We start from the raw sequence: 16080 nt of genomic DNA on the forward strand, positions 1-16080 counted from the left end.
CTCTCAACCACATGGAGCAAATACCATGACGAGCCTCAAGTTAATCGGCGCCGCCGTGATCGCGGTATCCGCACTCGCGAGCCCCGCAATGGGTCAGGCCACCATCAGCAACCCGGCCGCCTGCGAATCCATGTTCCCCAGCGCCAATTGCCTCAACGCGGGCGCTGGCAGCCCTTACGCCACCAGCCGTCAGCAGCGACAATATAGGCGGACAGCCTATCGCGACCCGGACCGCTACAACAACGTGACCAGGCAGGATAACGGTTTCTGGCCCGCAGCGACTGCCGGCGCGGTGGCAGGTGCCGCCGTCGGCACCGCGGCCGCCGTTGCCTCAGCGCCGTTCGGCAGCTGGGACAATTCCTACGCCTATGACACTTCCGGTGGGTATGCCGGCGGCCGCGGCGAAATGGGCTGGTACGGCAATTGGGATACCTACGCGGCCCGCAACGGCATCATTTGCCGGCCCGGGACCTGGTACAAGGGAGCGGACGGCCTCCAGCACATTTGCCAGTAAGGCCTTCTTCCATCGGGTTGAATGGTTTCAGGCGGCCCAATGGGCCGCCTGTTTCATGCTGGCGAAACCCACCCGTCTGGTTCTGGCACTTTCCATCCAAGTCTGATATTGCGGCGCGCACGGGCAGACAGCCCCGGCACATGCCGGCCCTGCCCGCTTCCAAGCGTGGCCGGCTTAGCTCAGCGGTAGAGCAGCGGTTTTGTAAACCGAAGGTCGGGGGTTCAATCCCCTCAGCCGGCACCAAATAATTCATATGGTTCAATATGATATAGCAGTCACCAGTTTGACACGTCGGAAGTTTTGCCCGAAAAAGCCACCGGGAAGCCACGGAAAAAGTTAAACGCCTGCACCCTTCGGAGCGGGCTTCGGCAGCGGATTGCAGTCTCGGCCTGCGCATCATTGGCCGCCTGCTGAGTCACACTCAGGCTGCCACCACCGCGCGCTATTCGCATGTCGCGACCGATCCCGCGAAGCGCGCTGCAGACTTCATCGCTGGACAGATCCCCGACGGATGATTGGCAGAAGGTAAACAGCCTGCCACGTTTGGAGCGAGTTCTACACGCTCGTTCTGGTGGGGCACGGCGGCATTCCGAGTGGCCCTTCCTATAAGATCATCGAAAGCCCGATTATAGTTCAACGGGACTACTCTCACTCAACAGGCCAATCGGCCGTGCTGCGGTTTCACATCTGCGAAAGTAGAAACCAGTCGCGAGCTGTGGAATTGGGGGCGGATGGCTGAGTCGTTCGGCAACAGTTTTACTGTCGTTGAGGTAGCCTCGGACGATACGAAAACTGAGATCTGGATTGCGCTGGCTAAGCCGAGCTAGGCGCTGACCTTGGTACTCGCGGCCGTGCCTGAAGGCTGGACGGCGGAAGCGTTGACGGCTGAGCAACAGCGGATGTTCCAAGAAATCGAACTTGATCCTGGTGATGTGTAAAGGTTGACCAAGCCTAAGTAGGCTTGCGCCGTTCGCCTTCGGCTTTATTCACCCCCCCTCAGAAGCTCTTCGATATAGGGGGCGATGTCGCCAATTGCCGCCTAAAACTCGGCTTCGGAAATGCCCTGCCCCTTGGCAGCCTCGATGAGACGCCGCGTGAGTTCTGCTACATCCTGCGACGCGCCCGCAGTCTGGTGCTGCCCCACAGCGTGCTGTTCTCCACCCAGAAATCGATTAACTCGCGGGCCTTGTCTGACATGTGACGTTCCCTGCCGATATAGGGTTAGCGCCGTGGGGCAAATAGAGCAAGTAGAACGCCCACTCTACTGCAGCGGCGCGGGCTTGTTACTGACGGGCGCCAAGTAGCACGACCTCGTCATCCGAGGCCCGCTCTGCCCAAACGGTGGGCGCGCGGTCTATGCGCAGCGTACCCCGAGCGCCTGACGCGCTACCGATCAAGAATGGAAGACAGGGCCACCAAGGCATTCGAGCGAAAGCACGGGATCAAGCGGCCGCGCAAAAGCAGAAAGATTTCCATCGGGCGTCGCCATCTGCGGAGAGAAACGACACGCGCCGAGATCCGAGATCTAGTTTGGAGTAAGACAATGATCCGTGCGGCCGGCGATCTTGGCATTTCCGAGTTTACCCTGCGAAAGATATGTAAGCGCTGGCTGGTCCTGGTCCCGCCCGCGGGCACTTCAACCACAAAGATCTCAAGAAGCGCCCGCGTAAGCCGGCGCTGCCGCCGATCAGCGCGAGCGAGCCAGCAGACGTTGCCACCTGATTTTGGAAGCTACTTGCAGCCGCCGTAGTACTGCGAGGGGACAAATGTGCCGTTCATGATCGAGTGGCGGCTATGTACCGATCGACCGTCTGTATGACTGATCGTCGTGGTCTGAATTGCGCCTGTGGCCAGTTTTTCTTGAAATGTGATGGCCTGGTTACCGTTGAAAACGTCTAGGTCAGAAACGCCGGCGTTGCCGATCAGTGCAGCTTTCTTGGTTAGTGTGTCCAAGACAAACTCGAGCCTAAAGCTCTCTTGCTTTATTCCAGATGGCGATGCCATCGCCTCGTATCTACATACCCAGCGCAGGCTATCAGCACGCGCATTCAGGAGCCCGGCGCCGAAGGTGATCGCAATCGTCAGCGCAGCCAGCATACAATTGAGAGTCTTCATTCCCCTGCCCCAGTTTTGCAGCGCTAGTAGACAGTGGCGCAATTCATACACGGCTATCCCTGCGCGACCTCCCTCAGACATTTGCCTGCATAAGCTCGCAAGCACCATCTGCTGTGGCTCATCCAATAGTCGAACTCGACTGTCGAATGACTTCGTGGTTGCATCCCCAAACTAATAACACTATTTGGGGGACCAGGGATGAAACAGCTTATTTTGACGGCGGCGTTCTTGCTGACCGCTACCGCGGCCGACGCGCAATATTTAACTGGTACCGGCTCTAACCCGAGCACGCACACATCGTCTGGCTACACCCGCAGCAACGGAACTTACGTGGCGCCTTACGTCGCTACAAATCCCAACGGCACGCAGCGTGATAACTTCGGGACCAGCGGCAACTACAATACGTCCACGGGTCAGAGCGGTCATCGGACGCCTCGATATTGAGTGCGACCGGCGGGCGGATCGCTCGATAAATGTTGCTTCGTCGCGAACCAACTAAGCGGGGCACGCGCCCTCCGCAATGAGCCGACAAGCCTTGTTGGGCTTCGTGGCAGCCAATCCCCTTCGGCCTTGCGTACGCGTCGAGGTTGCGAGACAATGCTCGTCGATTGGGGGGAGTGATGGGCAAATCGCGCTCAAGTGTCTTAATTTCGCTTGTACTTCTTACGTTATCTACTCACGGCCACTCTGCCGAAGTCAAAGTCGGCGTGGGTAAATCTGGGCAAGCGACGATCTGGATCACTGGAGAAATTGTTCCAGGCGACGCCGACAAGTTTTTGCAGTCAGTTCGCCAAGCCAACGATTCCGGGAAGTTTGTCGCGAACGTGAGGCTGGATTCTCCAGGCGGCAACTTGCTCGAAGGTGTAAAGATCGCCGACGCTATCAGGTTTGGCAAAACGTCTACCAACGTTGGCAAAACAGCGGTTTGCGCCTCTGCGTGTTTTCTGATGTTCGCTGCCGGTTCGACCAAGAACGCCGGCTACGGCGCACAAGTCGGCGTCCACGGAGCTTCAGGAGAAAATGGCGAAGAAACTGCCGCGTCAGGTGCTGCAACAGTATCCATGGCGAAAATCGGAAAGGAGCTCGGCGTCCCAGCCGCCATCATTGGTCGGATGGTCGTTACGTCTTCGCAGGATATGGTCTGGCTGAGCCCTCAGGAGCTTCAATCAATGGGCGTCACCATGATGGGCCGTCCATCTCAGGTCACTCCGCCCGTCGCCAATCTGCAGCAAACTCCGCCAAATGCACCTTTGTCGTTGTCCCCATCAGGCAGTGGCGTCACCGCTTCGCGGACCTCCAAGCCTGATACTGCCCCTACTTGGGCGGAAATGGTAAACAAGGCGATGGACCGATCGGCGAGTCAGAATAACGGAAAGCCGCTCCTTCATCGCTCCTGCCAGCCTGAACTAAAGGTGTGCAACATCGGTTTGAGCTACGTCGATAATCAAGGCAAAGTCGCCTTCTTGAAAACGGTCGAGGACATGAACGGCAAGGTCATCGTGCGTGAAGCATGCACCTTGAATGAGTTCAAGGATGTCCGAATCTGCGTCGACTGGGACACCGGTATCTCTCATCGTGACATGAAAGACAGCAGCGGGACTTGGTCCAAGGTCGCGGATCAATAAGTCTTCGTGCCTGTCGGGTCACGGCTAAAGCTAAGCTTGAAGAGACATTCCTGCAAAGCATACCCCTAGGAAAATCCCAGGTCATTCGTTACCGCGGAGCTTCCGAAACTGGATGACCCGACGCCAGCCTGCCGGGCGCGGCTCCGTCCGGGACGGCCGGGGGGATCGTCGTCAAAAGGCGTCCACTCGACGTCTTCCATCCCGTAGGCGATGTACCACCAGCGCTCGGTGAGCGAGGCGCCAGCCCATGGGAATTCCTCTGGCTCGGATTCCTCGTCCTGCGGATCGCCAGCGTCGAGGGGTACCGACTTGGCAGGGCTGTCCCATACCACCCCGCCGTTGGGGAGCTCAACGTATTCGCACTCAGGCGCATTCGTGCATTCGTCATCACGAACGCTAGGTCGTCTTCGTCATCGGCGACGAATAACCCGACCAGGTCGCGGGTCTCGATTGTGCGAACGAGGTAAGCCGGCACGCGCTGGGGTATTCCATGAGGGAGCTACCATGCCCGCTAACTCCCAATGTGCCAATGCCCTGTGACCGCTTGCGTTCGCGCTAAAGTTGCGTCAAGCTCATTGTAGGACTGGGAGGACGAGCGTGGCACCGGACTGGCACGAATACGCAAGGGGCATCGAGAAGCAGCTTGAGCAACTGAGGAAAGATCTCGAGCCCCTTGAGTCGGGAAGGATGACGCTAGGTGAGCGCGAGGGAAGCGGCGCCTGGGTAGACGTCACCCAGGAGGCAATTGATCGCAATAAGCAGGTGATTGCGACGTACGAAGCAATTCTGAAAGACGTCCGAGAGAATCGGATCAAAGGCTAACCTCCGGACGGTCCACCTCTCTGCCCATGCTGATTTGCTGAGAGCCATCCCCTTCCGGGGGCCCCTTAGGGCGCCGAGCAAATCTCGCCGGGCCGGACCAGCCTACTGCGTCGTTGACTCAGCCACAGAGGTGCCCCCACCATCCGGGTAGGCCCCATGACCCACTCGCAGCCCATGTCCATTCGATTCGGCGTTCTACTTCTCGGCGCTGTGCCCGTCGGCACCGGACTGAAGGGCGCGGTGCGCGGTTTTGCGGACGTTCAGGGGACGGACGTTGCGGTCGTCGCCAAGAAGTTGCCCGACGAAGAAATCCTCGGCGAGATATACTGCTCTCTTTTGTGCCGCGCGGTCGGCCTACCGGCGCCCGAACCCCTGCTCCTGAAGGATCAGGCAACAGGCGCTTGGATGTTTGGATCTGTCGATCTTCCGCACCCGAATTGCTCGCAATTCTTGAACTTCGACGCCGGGAGCCCTCAGTCGCAATCGATGCTCGGCGAATTGCTCAGAAATTGGCCGGCACTCCCAAAGGTCGCGGCTTTTGACGAGTGGATCAACAACCGGGATCGAAACCTTCAAAATATCCTCTGGCAGGACGAGAACACGTTTGCCTTGATTGATCACGGTAAGGCGCTCAACCTCGACCCGCACTACGCCGATCGCAACGTCATGATCGAATGCTGGCTGGCCTTTGTGGCTAACAGCGACCAAGTGGCACAGCAGCGGCTGAAGCGCGATGCACTGAGGTTTGCGGATTTGTTCGACGACGTCCAGGCCCGTGATTGCGCCGCGGAGCTCGTCGGCGTCGCCGGACCTGACCTACCCCAGGCATTCGCCGCTTTTGTGTGCGATCGTTTGGTGAACATAGTTAACCACATCGGAATAAGGTTCCCCAACACGCAGCTTAGGATGCAGCTATGAGCATCAAACTCGATGTCCAAACAGCGCCTTCATACCGGGCCAGCTGGGCGCCAGTGTTTTTCGAACCCATCACCGGCTCGGGTGAGCGCATTACCGTGGCCATTGTCGTCTCTGATGCGGCGGGCGGGGAAGTGAAGCGCACGGTGCGCGAGGACGTACTTAAGGCCCTGTATGGGTCGAGGCGGGCGCACTTGTCCCAGATGATCGATTTCGTGCTCGATGCGCTGCGGTCGCAAATAGGCAACGCAAATCCCACCATTCCGCTGACTGGTTTCTCGCTCGGCTCTTGGAAAGAGGCGTCCTCGCGCGCCGAACGATATGGCGTATTGCGCCAAGCCGTCTATCGATCGTGCTCGATGGCGAGTCTCGACGAGCTCGATGCGCAAGAGGACGAAACTACCGCGCAAGAAGGAACCAAGCAGTGGCAGGCGCAAGTGCGGCAAAGCGTCATCGAACGCCGTCCGGAACTCGCGAACAGCTTCAATTGCGATGTGCAGCTCATCTCAAACGGCATGCCGCCGCGGATCGGTTTCCTTTACGAAAGCCGAGGTGCCAATTTTGCCACTTTGCGGCCGAATGGACTCTCAGCATCGGTTGGCACTGTGCGGGGCAAGCTCTACGAGCTAGTGATGGTGAAGCGTGAAGGCTTCGTGAGCCGGGGTGCAGTGATCTTGGGCGCTCCTCGCGAAGACGACATCACGTATCCTGAGAAGGCATTGCAAGCGACAATGCGAGCGATCGCCGAGTTGAAACACGAAGCAGCCAAAGACGATCTCGAGCTGATCCCGGCACACAGCGTACCAGAAGCAGCGGATCAGGTTCTGGCGCTGGCTGCATAGCGCCATAGTCGAGCTCTGATCGGCACCACGGTGCTCGGGGCACCCTCGACCAGCCCCATCAGATGCGCCCGCCCATAAATTCAGCGCTTCGCGCTTTTCCTTGAAGTAGATGTTCGTGTCATAGGTGCGCACCAGCCAAGGGGGGCAGGTGGTTCAGCACCGCCTCGGCGACGTGAGGGCGACTCCCGAGATGCCGAACCCCGTCCTCAGCTCCGTGTGGCGCCGTTTCGCTTGCCGTCCAACTCGGAGTGCCCGCCGGGGCAACAGGGATAGGCAACCGCCTGCCATCACGCCGTGGTCCCTTCAGGTTCCCCTACCCCCACACGGGTCCTGACAGCGTCTGCAGCCCCCCTCGATTGCAGCGATATCTTGCTCGAGTTGGGCGGTCGATGACCGGCAGTCGAAGCCCTCCCTGGCCTTTAGGTCGACCGCCAAGCGCCGGCGGTGCATCCGTAGATCCTCGAGCGACTGGCGATCCTTCAGTCGGGCATAGCCATCGACAATCAACTCAATCGCACTCGACATAACGCTACCCCACAATGAAATTCGCATTTGCAATGCGGATAGGCTAGCGGGAAGCGGGACTGGAGTAAATCGACAGCGCGACATCAGCCGAGGTTGAGAGCCGGCGGCAGCTGGACGCGGTGCGTCACCGCACCTTTGACCATCTTTCCCCGCTCATTGCCGCGTGGCTAGCCGGGTTGCTCGCCGCAACCCCTTTTCAGGACAGGAACCAAGGTCGCGCCGCTCCGTTGAAGCTCACTTTCGAGGACGGCGCCAATGCCAAAGAACGATGAGCTCCGCTTTGGGGCACCCGGAGAGAACGCGGTTCATATTTGCGTCGACATGCAGAGGATGTTCGCGGAAAGCACGGCATGGAAGATGCCGTGGCTGCCGCGGGTTTTGCCGAATGTCGTTTCGGTCGCGGCGGCCCACCCCGAGCGAACCGTCTTCACCCGGTTCATCCCGGCGCAGAAGCCGGGCCAGGGTGCCGGCATGTGGCGACGCTATTATGAGCGCTGGGGATCGATGACCATCGACGAGCTTGGTCCCGAAATGATCGGACTGGTTCGGGATCTCGCGCGGTTCGTACCGCCCGCACGCATCTTCGACAAACACGTTTACTCGCCCTGGACAGGAAGCGATCTTCACGAGCAGCTGCGCGCGGCTCATGTCGATACGATCATCATTACCGGCGGCGAGACGGATGTCTGCGTGCTGGCGACGGTGCTCGGCGCCGTCGACTGGGGATACCGCGTCATTCTTGTCACTGACGCACTTTGCAGTTCGGCTGACGAAACGCATGATTCCATGATGAACATCTACATGAACCGCTTCGGGCAGCAGGTGGAATGCGTAACGACCGAAACGCTTCTCGGCAGCTGGCCGGGCAGCTCCAGGGCAAGGCTTGTGTCATGAGTAAATCCTTCTCGTGCAGATTCTCCTGCCGAAGGAGCGCGGTGACGGAGAGCCGGTTTCGCAAAGCTGGTTCGAGGAATTCCTGGAAGAACTGACCGGAAAATTCGGCGGCGCGACCAGCTTTGTCCGGGCGCCCGGCCAGGGTCCTATGGCGCAGCGGCCACGAGGCCGAGCGGGACAATATCGCGGTCATCGAAGTCATGGTGGCAAAACTCGCACCCGAGTTCTGGCGCATCCTGCGCGAGCGGCTGGAACGTGAGCTTTCGCACGCTGTAAGATTGGGAACGCTCTCCATTACCGGCTGTTTGCAGAGCAGAAACACAGGAGGACGCCATGGGCTTTTTTTACCAAGGACTTAAAGACGCTGAACGACCTCTTCGTGCATACGCTGCAGGATATCTATTACGCCGAGCAGCAGATCGCGAAGAACCTTCCGGACATGATCGAGAAAGCGAGCGATCTCGGCCTCAAGAACGGGTTCCAGACGCATCTCTCCGAAACCAAGGGCCAGATCACCCGGCTTGAGAAAGTGTTCGAGATGCACGGCGTCGAGGCTAAGGGCGTCGATTGCCCTGCGATTGACGGAATCCTCAAGGAAGCGAGCGAAGTCGCGGGCGATATTGACGAAAAGCAGGTGCTGGACGCGGCACTGATCGCGGCGGCCCAGGCCGTCGAGCACTACGAAATCACGAGGTACGGCACCCTCATCGCATGGGCCAAGATGCTTGCACGCCGTTGGCCTTATTCCTTGGTACGTGGCTGGCCGGTGGTGGTGTGGTCTTCCACCTTCCCTTCGCTTTTGAGCTTTGCGGCTCTGTCCTCGTTCTTCTTTGCTGACTCTTCCTTATCGCCTGGAGTAGCGCATTGCGAACCGGCCTTGAGGTCGCCCCTCACTTGGGCCTCGTCGGCTGAGTTCTGCTGAGATTTATCCTGCTGGAGCTTGTCCTCGCATTGCTCCGCCGATGCGGAAGCGGCGACGCAAGAGAAGGTCATTGCGAAAGCGATTGCGATCGATCGATGCATAGAGGTGTCCCTTGATATTGGCTAATTTACGCCGGAGCGAACGTGTGCGGCGCGGCGTTCATTGGACTTAACAACCTTCGCAAGGCCGCGCTTTCCCCCACCTCTTCTGCCTTAAGCGAAAGCGGCACAGGGAAGGACGATTGCAATAGCGAAGGCGAGACAGACGACTTTCATGCTGCGGTTCCTTTAGCGACCAAGCGGCTTACGGTACATTTCGTTCCTATCGCTGACGCGCGTCCCGGGAGACGATGTCGCTGACGCACGTGGCTAGGAACCCGGGCTGCCACGGAGGCTTAATCTGCGCGCACCGCCTTGTTCCGCAACATTTATCAGCCTGGACTGGAGTTCGCATGCTTGCTTGTATTCGATGCTGGCTCTTATGGCTGATGCCCTCCAGGTCATCGACATGCGGCCGCGACAGATCGCGGCGGGCACCGGCACCGCCGACGAGATATCACTACAGAAAAATCGTGGCCGGCAATGTCGAGCGTTTCGGCAGGTAAATCGGTCGGCCCGGCGTGAGATTAAGAGGCCCATAGGAACGCGGCGCAGGAACGGTCGTTTTAGGTTTTATGAAGCGGTTTTACTTCGATCTAGTCGGCTCGTTCACGGCCTGCGACAGGGTGGGACATCAATGCGCGTCCCGCCGCGAGGCGAAGGAGCACGCCAAGTTCATCGCTCATCGCACTGGCGCTGAAAAGCCACCCTTCGCGCAGCCTGGCAACTACATCAGGGTCCGGGACGAAAACGGTGCAGAGATTTTCGAGATTCCGATACAAGTCGGGCTTGGCTATTCTATGCGGCAGGTATCTTAGGCGGCGAGCTGCGATTTTTTTTATGCCAGTCCTTCCGGCTCCGCGTTTTGTTATGCGCTTCCGTGCTCGCCGTGGACGACCTCGAGTTCGCCGAGCAATCGAACAATGAGCTATTCTCGGGCGACGGCGACTTCCGCTCCCTGGTCCAGGCCGTCCAGCGCCGACGGCGTCCGAGTCACCGTGATTTCCACCATCGCGAGCCAGCCGCTGATGATCGCCGACGGTGATGCGCCGCCAGGCCGACGTCTTCACCGACCTCGTCGAGCTGCAATCCAAGCTCGGCCGCGACCCGTCCGAACGCCCGGCCCCGCGTGACCGCAGCGAGCGTGGCGAGGGACGCCATCATATGCCGAAGTTCCTACAAGAGCCGAAGGGGAATGACCCTCAAGAGTGAAACCTTTTCGTACAGGCTCGTGGGGCGCCTTGGCCCACGTCTTGCTGCATCGCGCCAAAGACAGGCACTACGATGGCGCTTGTTTCAGATCTAGACGAGCAATGCAGCCCTTGGCGTGGGCGGCTTAGCCGGTAGTTACTCACCAACTTAGACTTGATTGAGATCATTTCTCCTGCCATTGCCCTAGGTCGGAAACCCTCTGGTTATGGTGTAAGCCGACTTTGAGCCCCCCTTAGCGGACTCAAGCGGTCTATTGTTCCACACCCGGGACGTCAGCGAGTGACCCAAGCGGACCTACCCGCCCGTACCGCCTCATTCCGTTGTAGCGAGTCGGGGACTTCGGTCTCGGGGTGTACCCACTTATAGTTTGATCGCTGCCTGACGAAACACCCTAAGATTGTGTTGGATGCAGTCGAGGAGGACTTCCGATGCGCAGGCAGCCTGTTCCGCTTACTCCGGGTGACCTAGTCAATCGTCAAATTGGCACCGACGACAACCTGATAGGCAACCCTGACGCACCGACCCTATTCGGTGATGCTGGTGGTAGCATGTTTGACTTTTCGAAGGGAGGGAACGACACCTTCGATGAAGTCGGACTTTCCAATTACACATTTTATGGCGACGTGGTTGGCAGCATTTTCGATTTTGCGCAGGGCGGCGATGACACATTCAACGGACTCCCAACGGGAGGTGTCACTGCCTACGGGGACGCTGGCGTGGACATGTCGGGCCACAGTAAGGGGGGCAACGACACCTTCTTGAGTGGAACTGGCAGACAGCAAATCAATACGTTCTTCGGCGATGCCGGCGGCGCCATGTCGGGTCACGCTCGGGGCGGCGACGACACCTTCATAACTCAGACGGTACAGGGCGGCACCCACACCTTTTACGGCGATGCGGGCGGCGACATGTCTGGCCACAGCAAGGGTGGCAATGACAGCTTCCAAGGCTCCAGACAGGCTACAAACACCTTTTTTGGTGACGCCGGGAGCAACATGACCGGTCACGCCCAAGGCGGCGATGACACATTCACAGCCAGAACGGACTCAGGCAACTCATTCTACGGAGATGCCGGCGGTGACATGACCGGCCACAGCAAAGGTGGCAACGACACCTTCAACGGGGCCTTGTTCGCAACGCAGGTGTTCTACGGTGATGCCGGAGGCAACATTTCCGGCCATGCTGAGGGAGGTGACGACAGTTTCACGGGATCCGGTGGGACGGTAACGTCAAAGACCTTCTATGGCGATGCCGGCGGCGACATTTCCAGTTTTGCCAAGGGCGGCAACGATACTTTCGTAAACGAGGGCGGCTCCACAGTGTCTTTTTACGGGGACGCCGGCGCCACAATGTCCGGCCATGCGCAAGGCGGCGACGACGTTGCAGCGCTGCAGGGGAGCAAGAACTTCGCCGTCGGCGATGCTGTTACGATGCTCGACGCTGCCAGCGGAGGTAATGACAGTCTTAGTGGCGGCGACAGGTCGTTGACGGACGTTGTGAACCAGCTCTATGGCGACGCACAGGTCATGGGCGGGGCGACCCAAGGAGGCGATGATCTTATCTTCGGGGGCCACGCCGTTGACAGCGGCCGGGTCGACAACTTCTTATGGGGCGATGCGGCGCAAATTTCAGGTCGCGCCAAGGCCGGCAGCGATGTCCTATACGCGGGGACGGCTGGGCAAGGTGGCACAGTCAGCAATGAGATGTGGGGAGATGGTGAACTGAGCGGCAATGCTCATGGAGGTGCCGATACGTTTGTATTCAAGGACAATGGTCTAATGACCGTTGGTGCCAACAATCTCATCCGGGATTTCAGCCAATGCCAGGATGACAAGATAGCTTTCATTGATGTTGCGGGCGTGCAGTCGTTCGATGACCTTGTCATCACTCAAAGCGGAACTAGCACGATTATCATGGCGGGAGCTGATCAAGTTACGCTTGCAAACTTCACGCACTTGATGACGGCGAATGACTTTTTGTTTGTTTGAGAGCGTTCCTTCGTCGGCGATCTAGTCACCGATCCTCAAATCCAAGGCAATCGCTCCAATGAATTCGGTCCTCAACCGCGACTGCTCCTGCTCATAAGCGAACGCATCATGAAGATAGCCCGCTGGATCATATCCGGCGGGCTGTTCGCGATGCGACTACTTCCCCTTCATCTTCGGGTCATTGATGTCGCGCCCGGGTTGGTCGATCCAGGGCTGCTCGAATCGCCTTGACCGCTAGCGGCCGCCGGAGAATTGCCGCCGCCGCCCGATCCAGCACCCCCAGCCCGCGCCGCCGCCGGCTCCGCCTGATCCAGCAGTCGCACTCCTGCCCGCCAGCTTCTGCTACCGACCCAACCCGGAGATCTCTTGCACCGGCGGCAAGTAGCCGTTTTGGGTGTCCGGTAAGGCCGCCGCCTCACCGGACGGATTAAGCCTCGACCGCTTTAGTTGAATGTTTGCAGCCTCAATTTGAGCGATCCGTCGGCTTGGCGTTCGAAGACGTGCGTCGCTAAACCACTGAAGGGAGACGGCTTGCCCTCCTTGTCCTTACCCGTAGCGCTCCACTTGGCTGTGCCGAACACAATTTTGTCGTCTCCGCCGGCGTCGATCATCTCCAACTTATGACCCGTCACACCGTTGGTAAAGAGTCCGGCAAAGAACTTCTCGATCTCAGCCGGACCCGACGCGACCTGATGTGTTGGCGGCATCAATTTTGCCGTTGCGACATAGGAGGCGCCGATGGCTTTCTCGTCCTGCTTGTTGAATGCGGCATCCCAAGCGGCGTAAGCCTTCTCCACGTCCTCTTTGGCGTCCGCGGCCAACGAAACTCCCGGCGCGCCGAGCAGACAAATGATTAGTGCTGATGTTTGAGCCAACTTCATAGGATACTCCTCTATTGCATAATGCCTTTCCCGATTTCTCAGATAATCAATCCGATCGTCTGCCGCGGCTGCGCTCCCGCCAGCATGCCGACACCGTCGCCGGTCGCGCTGCAGCCGGCCATTCGTTCATTAGGAAGGAGGCGCAGGCGGCGCTAACTTCAACTGCGCCATTCACCTCGGGAGTCCACATCGCGCGCCATGACACCGCTAATGCAGCCGGTCACACATGCGCCGAACTTCAACCACCATGACCAGTTCTGCGAAGGCACATTCATCATGATTGGTTGGTAGGACTCCACCCAATAGTTCGCGGAACAGCAATTCCGGGCAATTACGGTCAACGGCGCTGACAAATGGGAGACGCGGCACACCATTGCCCAGGTCGGAAATCCCTGCGTTGGTCACAGTGTAATTCGGCCTTGGCCCTTAGCTATCATCTGTCTCAATCGCCGTATTGTCGGCTTTGGGCTTTGAGCTGACCAAGGTCGGACACCAGCTAGACAGCCGCTTGTGACCCAAAGCCGACGTAGGTCAGGAACGCGCTGAAGTCGACTTCTGACCCGAAGCGCTCATCATCCTTCCGGCACGCCAGCGAGGCGCCAGCCTTCACACAAGCGCTGCACCCCGGCAAGGTAAATTGGATTGTCGCTTTGTTGAGCTGCGAGCAAGCGACGAATGGTGAAACCTGAGTTGAGCGCAAGTCCCGTTCTCGCAGCAGTTCGCGCCTCATCGAGCGCGCCGGTCAAGGCCAAGGCAGCGGCGAGCGATATATGAGCGAGATGAAAGTTACGGTTCGCCTCGGTGCTTCGTCGCAGCCAACTAACGCCTTCGACGTCTGAACCAAGCAGCAGCTTGGCCACGCCCGCAAAACACGCCCACTGGTAGGCGAAAACGTCGCGAGGAGAGAGCCGTAAAGCTTCGAGTATATGGCCTTCGGTCTCGGCAGCGCGACCTATGTAGGATTTTGCGAAACCAAGGGCAGCATGAGCGTGGACCAAATTCGGAGCCAGCGCCAACGCAAGTTCGAACTCACGGATGCCTTGGGCGGCCCGGTTCGTAAAGGTCTGGACCCAACCCCGAGCCATGTGGGCTGAGGCACTGTTCGGCCTAATCGACAATACCTTGTTCACCATCGCCTCGGCCGCCGCAAGCCGCGCGGGCCCATCATCCGTCGTAAAGCTACCTCCAACTACCGTATCAACATTTGCCAGACCAATCATTGCTTCGACGTTGCCGGGATCGAACTCCAGCGAGCGTTCGAAGAAGCCCCGCGCTTGCGTCACGCATTCAAGGCTAATCCCCTTCATCAACCAGGCCCGGCCCTGGAAACACAAGTCCATCGCATCGGGATGCAGCGTACGCTCGGCTCGTCGCGCCTCAGCCTCAATGAGCTGGGCACCTAATGTACCGGCGAGCCTCGATACGATTTCGTCCTGCATATCGAACAGGTCGCCGACAGGCTTCTCGAAGCGCTCGGCCCAAAGATGCTGGCCGCTCTTAGCATCGATCAACTGCACGTTCATCCGGAGTCGCTTGCCGCTGCGTTGCACTGAACCTTCGAGCACGTAGCGAACGTTTAATTCGTGGCCGACCTGCCGTACATCGACTGCTCTACCCTTGTATGAGACGGCGCTGTTCCGTGCGATTACAAATGAACCAGCGATGCGCGACAAGTCCGTGGTCAAGCTCTCGGTTACACCATCCACGAAATAGTCCTGCTCGCGATCACCGCTCAGGTTCGCGAAGGGTAGCACGACGATGGACAGGCGCGGCGGCGCGTCGTCGGTTCGCTCGACTGGGCCCACCGTCTGACTTGCGGGCCTCCGGTCTTCCTGCACTGCACCAACGAAGCGGAAACCTTTGCGCGGCAATGTTTTGATCAACTGCTGTTTCTCGCCCGTGTCGCCGATTGCGCTCCGGGCGGCATTGAGGCGAGTCGTCAGCGCAGCATCCGAGACGATGCGACCCTTCCAAACGGCGTTGATGAGGTCGTCCTTGCTGACGACGCGCTCTCTGTTTCGGATCAGGTATTCGAGCAGATCGAACACTTGGGGTGCGACAACAACCACGTCTGTTGCGCGCTGCAGTTCGCGCCTGTCGGTATCAAATGCGTAATCCTCAAAAAGAAACCGCAAGCTGCATTCCCTCTCCGGGGCCACCCTCGGAAACCATAACAATAAGCTGCCAGTGAGGAAAATGTAAGCGAGCTGTTAGTGCGCCACTAGCGACCAACGCCTTCGTCCTTAGATCCGCGGCCGGACTGGCGTTCCTTATTCCTCTCCTCCCGCTTGTGGCCCTTAGAGGTCGACCCAGCATGTCCGCTAGATGTCCGCTCCTTGGGGATGAAGCAGACTTGATATGCTCAGGCCGAGTTCTTCCGGGTGTGACCCATAGCGCACTGGTCGCGCCCTTTGCGCAGCGAAGGCGCCAATCGAGATTGCGGAAATCGTTGGCTGACCGCTTTCGCCGCTCGCGGAATCATACGGGATGGCAGACGACCTATCCTTGCGCCGGACCAAAAGAAAAGCCCGGCATCGCTGCAGGGCTTGAGGTCATGAAAAAATTTACGTGATGAAGGCTAGTAGCAATAATTTTTCCCGTTATTCCAATCTCCTTTGATGAAGATGCGTTCGCGGATGACGAACGACAAGAAGGCCGCAATCAGGGTTGAAGCTGCACGAATGGCTTGGGCCAACTCGCAATAATTGCGCAAAGATTCATTCCCCG

At 58.7% G+C, this 16080-nt stretch carries 11 protein-coding genes, 1 tRNA gene and 2 pseudogenes; 11 read left to right on the forward strand and 3 right to left on the reverse strand.

The features are described 5' to 3' along the window. Positions 1-25: 25 nt before the first annotated feature. Together AB7008_RS31190 and AB7008_RS31195 are read left to right on the forward strand one after the other, a co-directional pair. A complete protein-coding gene (locus tag AB7008_RS31190) occupies positions 26-514 on the forward strand; it encodes a hypothetical protein (RefSeq protein ID WP_441260036.1) in 489 nt (162 codons plus the stop codon). A 168-nt stretch (positions 515-682) separates the two neighbouring features. After that, positions 683-757: transfer RNA gene (locus AB7008_RS31195), tRNA-Thr, on the forward strand. A 1488-nt stretch (positions 758-2245) separates the two neighbouring features. Here AB7008_RS31195 and AB7008_RS31200 read toward each other — a convergent pair. After that, the gene (locus tag AB7008_RS31200; RefSeq protein WP_441260037.1) at positions 2246-2629 is read right to left on the reverse strand and encodes a hypothetical protein; all 384 of its coding nucleotides are present in this window, start codon (positions 2627-2629) and stop codon (positions 2246-2248) included. A 620-nt stretch (positions 2630-3249) separates the two neighbouring features. Between AB7008_RS31200 and AB7008_RS31205 the strand changes: the two genes are divergently transcribed. The 9 genes and pseudogenes from AB7008_RS31205 (at position 3250) to AB7008_RS31245 (ending at position 12472) form a co-directional block, all read left to right on the forward strand. After that, the gene (locus tag AB7008_RS31205; RefSeq protein WP_028169917.1) at positions 3250-4254 is read left to right on the forward strand and encodes a hypothetical protein; all 1005 of its coding nucleotides are present in this window, start codon (positions 3250-3252) and stop codon (positions 4252-4254) included. 597 nt (positions 4255-4851) lie between these two features. Further along, positions 4852-5076 (forward strand): hypothetical protein, encoded by a 225-nt coding sequence (locus tag AB7008_RS31210; RefSeq protein WP_014494445.1) that lies wholly within the window; start codon positions 4852-4854, stop codon positions 5074-5076. A gap of 156 nt (positions 5077-5232) precedes the next feature. After that, on the forward strand, positions 5233-5994 hold the full coding sequence (locus AB7008_RS31215) for a HipA family kinase (RefSeq protein ID WP_014494444.1): 762 nt from the start codon (positions 5233-5235) through the stop codon (positions 5992-5994). Then, on the forward strand, positions 5991-6833 hold the full coding sequence (locus tag AB7008_RS31220) for a hypothetical protein (RefSeq protein WP_014494443.1): 843 nt from the start codon (positions 5991-5993) through the stop codon (positions 6831-6833). Before AB7008_RS31215 ends, AB7008_RS31220 begins: the two co-directional genes overlap by 4 nt. Positions 6834-7613: 780 nt before the next feature. Next, positions 7614-8252, forward strand: a complete 639-nt coding sequence (locus AB7008_RS31225) for a cysteine hydrolase family protein (RefSeq protein ID WP_014494441.1) — start codon at positions 7614-7616, stop codon at positions 8250-8252. 301 nt (positions 8253-8553) lie between these two features. After that, positions 8554-8985, forward strand: a pseudogene (locus tag AB7008_RS31230) (YciE/YciF ferroxidase family protein); the annotation flags it as partial. An 862-nt stretch (positions 8986-9847) separates the two neighbouring features. Next, positions 9848-10090 carry a DUF6894 family protein gene (locus AB7008_RS31235; protein WP_014494439.1) on the forward strand — a complete coding sequence of 81 codons (243 nt, stop codon included), beginning with the start codon at positions 9848-9850 and terminating at the stop codon, positions 10088-10090. A 65-nt stretch (positions 10091-10155) separates the two neighbouring features. Then, positions 10156-10484, forward strand: a pseudogene (locus AB7008_RS31240) (NYN domain-containing protein); the annotation flags it as partial. Positions 10485-10912: 428 nt separating this feature from the next. Next, positions 10913-12472, forward strand: a complete 1560-nt coding sequence (locus AB7008_RS31245; RefSeq protein WP_441260038.1) for a hypothetical protein — start codon at positions 10913-10915, stop codon at positions 12470-12472. Between the two features lie 443 nt (positions 12473-12915). Here the strand turns inward: AB7008_RS31245 and AB7008_RS31250 are convergent, their stop codons facing one another. Continuing rightward, the gene (locus AB7008_RS31250) at positions 12916-13353 is read right to left on the reverse strand and encodes a YybH family protein (RefSeq protein WP_014494436.1); all 438 of its coding nucleotides are present in this window, start codon (positions 13351-13353) and stop codon (positions 12916-12918) included. A gap of 572 nt (positions 13354-13925) precedes the next feature. Then, a complete protein-coding gene (locus AB7008_RS31255; protein ID WP_014494435.1) occupies positions 13926-15488 on the reverse strand; it encodes a winged helix-turn-helix domain-containing protein in 1563 nt (520 codons plus the stop codon). Between the last annotated feature and the right edge of the window lie 592 nt (positions 15489-16080).

Origin of the sequence: Bradyrhizobium sp. 521_C7_N1_3 (assembly GCF_052075975.1) — a bacterium.
Lineage (GTDB): Bacteria > Pseudomonadota > Alphaproteobacteria > Rhizobiales > Xanthobacteraceae > Bradyrhizobium > Bradyrhizobium japonicum.

Bases quoted from the DNA above. Each gene is read 5' to 3' on its own strand.
- AB7008_RS31200 (WP_441260037.1), bottom strand. From the start codon at position 2,629: ATGAAGACTCTCAATTGTATGCTGGCTGCGCTGACGATTGCGATCACC.
- AB7008_RS31235 (WP_014494439.1), top strand. From the start codon at position 9,848: ATGAAGCGGTTTTACTTCGATCTAGTCGGCTCGTTCACGGCCTGCGAC.
- AB7008_RS31205 (WP_028169917.1), top strand. From the start codon at position 3,250: ATGGGCAAATCGCGCTCAAGTGTCTTAATTTCGCTTGTACTTCTTACG.
- AB7008_RS31250 (WP_014494436.1), bottom strand. From the start codon at position 13,353: ATGAAGTTGGCTCAAACATCAGCACTAATCATTTGTCTGCTCGGCGCG.
- AB7008_RS31220 (WP_014494443.1), top strand. From the start codon at position 5,991: ATGAGCATCAAACTCGATGTCCAAACAGCGCCTTCATACCGGGCCAGC.
- AB7008_RS31245 (WP_441260038.1), top strand. From the start codon at position 10,913: ATGCGCAGGCAGCCTGTTCCGCTTACTCCGGGTGACCTAGTCAATCGT.
- AB7008_RS31225 (WP_014494441.1), top strand. From the start codon at position 7,614: ATGCCAAAGAACGATGAGCTCCGCTTTGGGGCACCCGGAGAGAACGCG.
- AB7008_RS31215 (WP_014494444.1), top strand. From the start codon at position 5,233: ATGACCCACTCGCAGCCCATGTCCATTCGATTCGGCGTTCTACTTCTC.
- AB7008_RS31190 (WP_441260036.1), top strand. From the start codon at position 26: ATGACGAGCCTCAAGTTAATCGGCGCCGCCGTGATCGCGGTATCCGCA.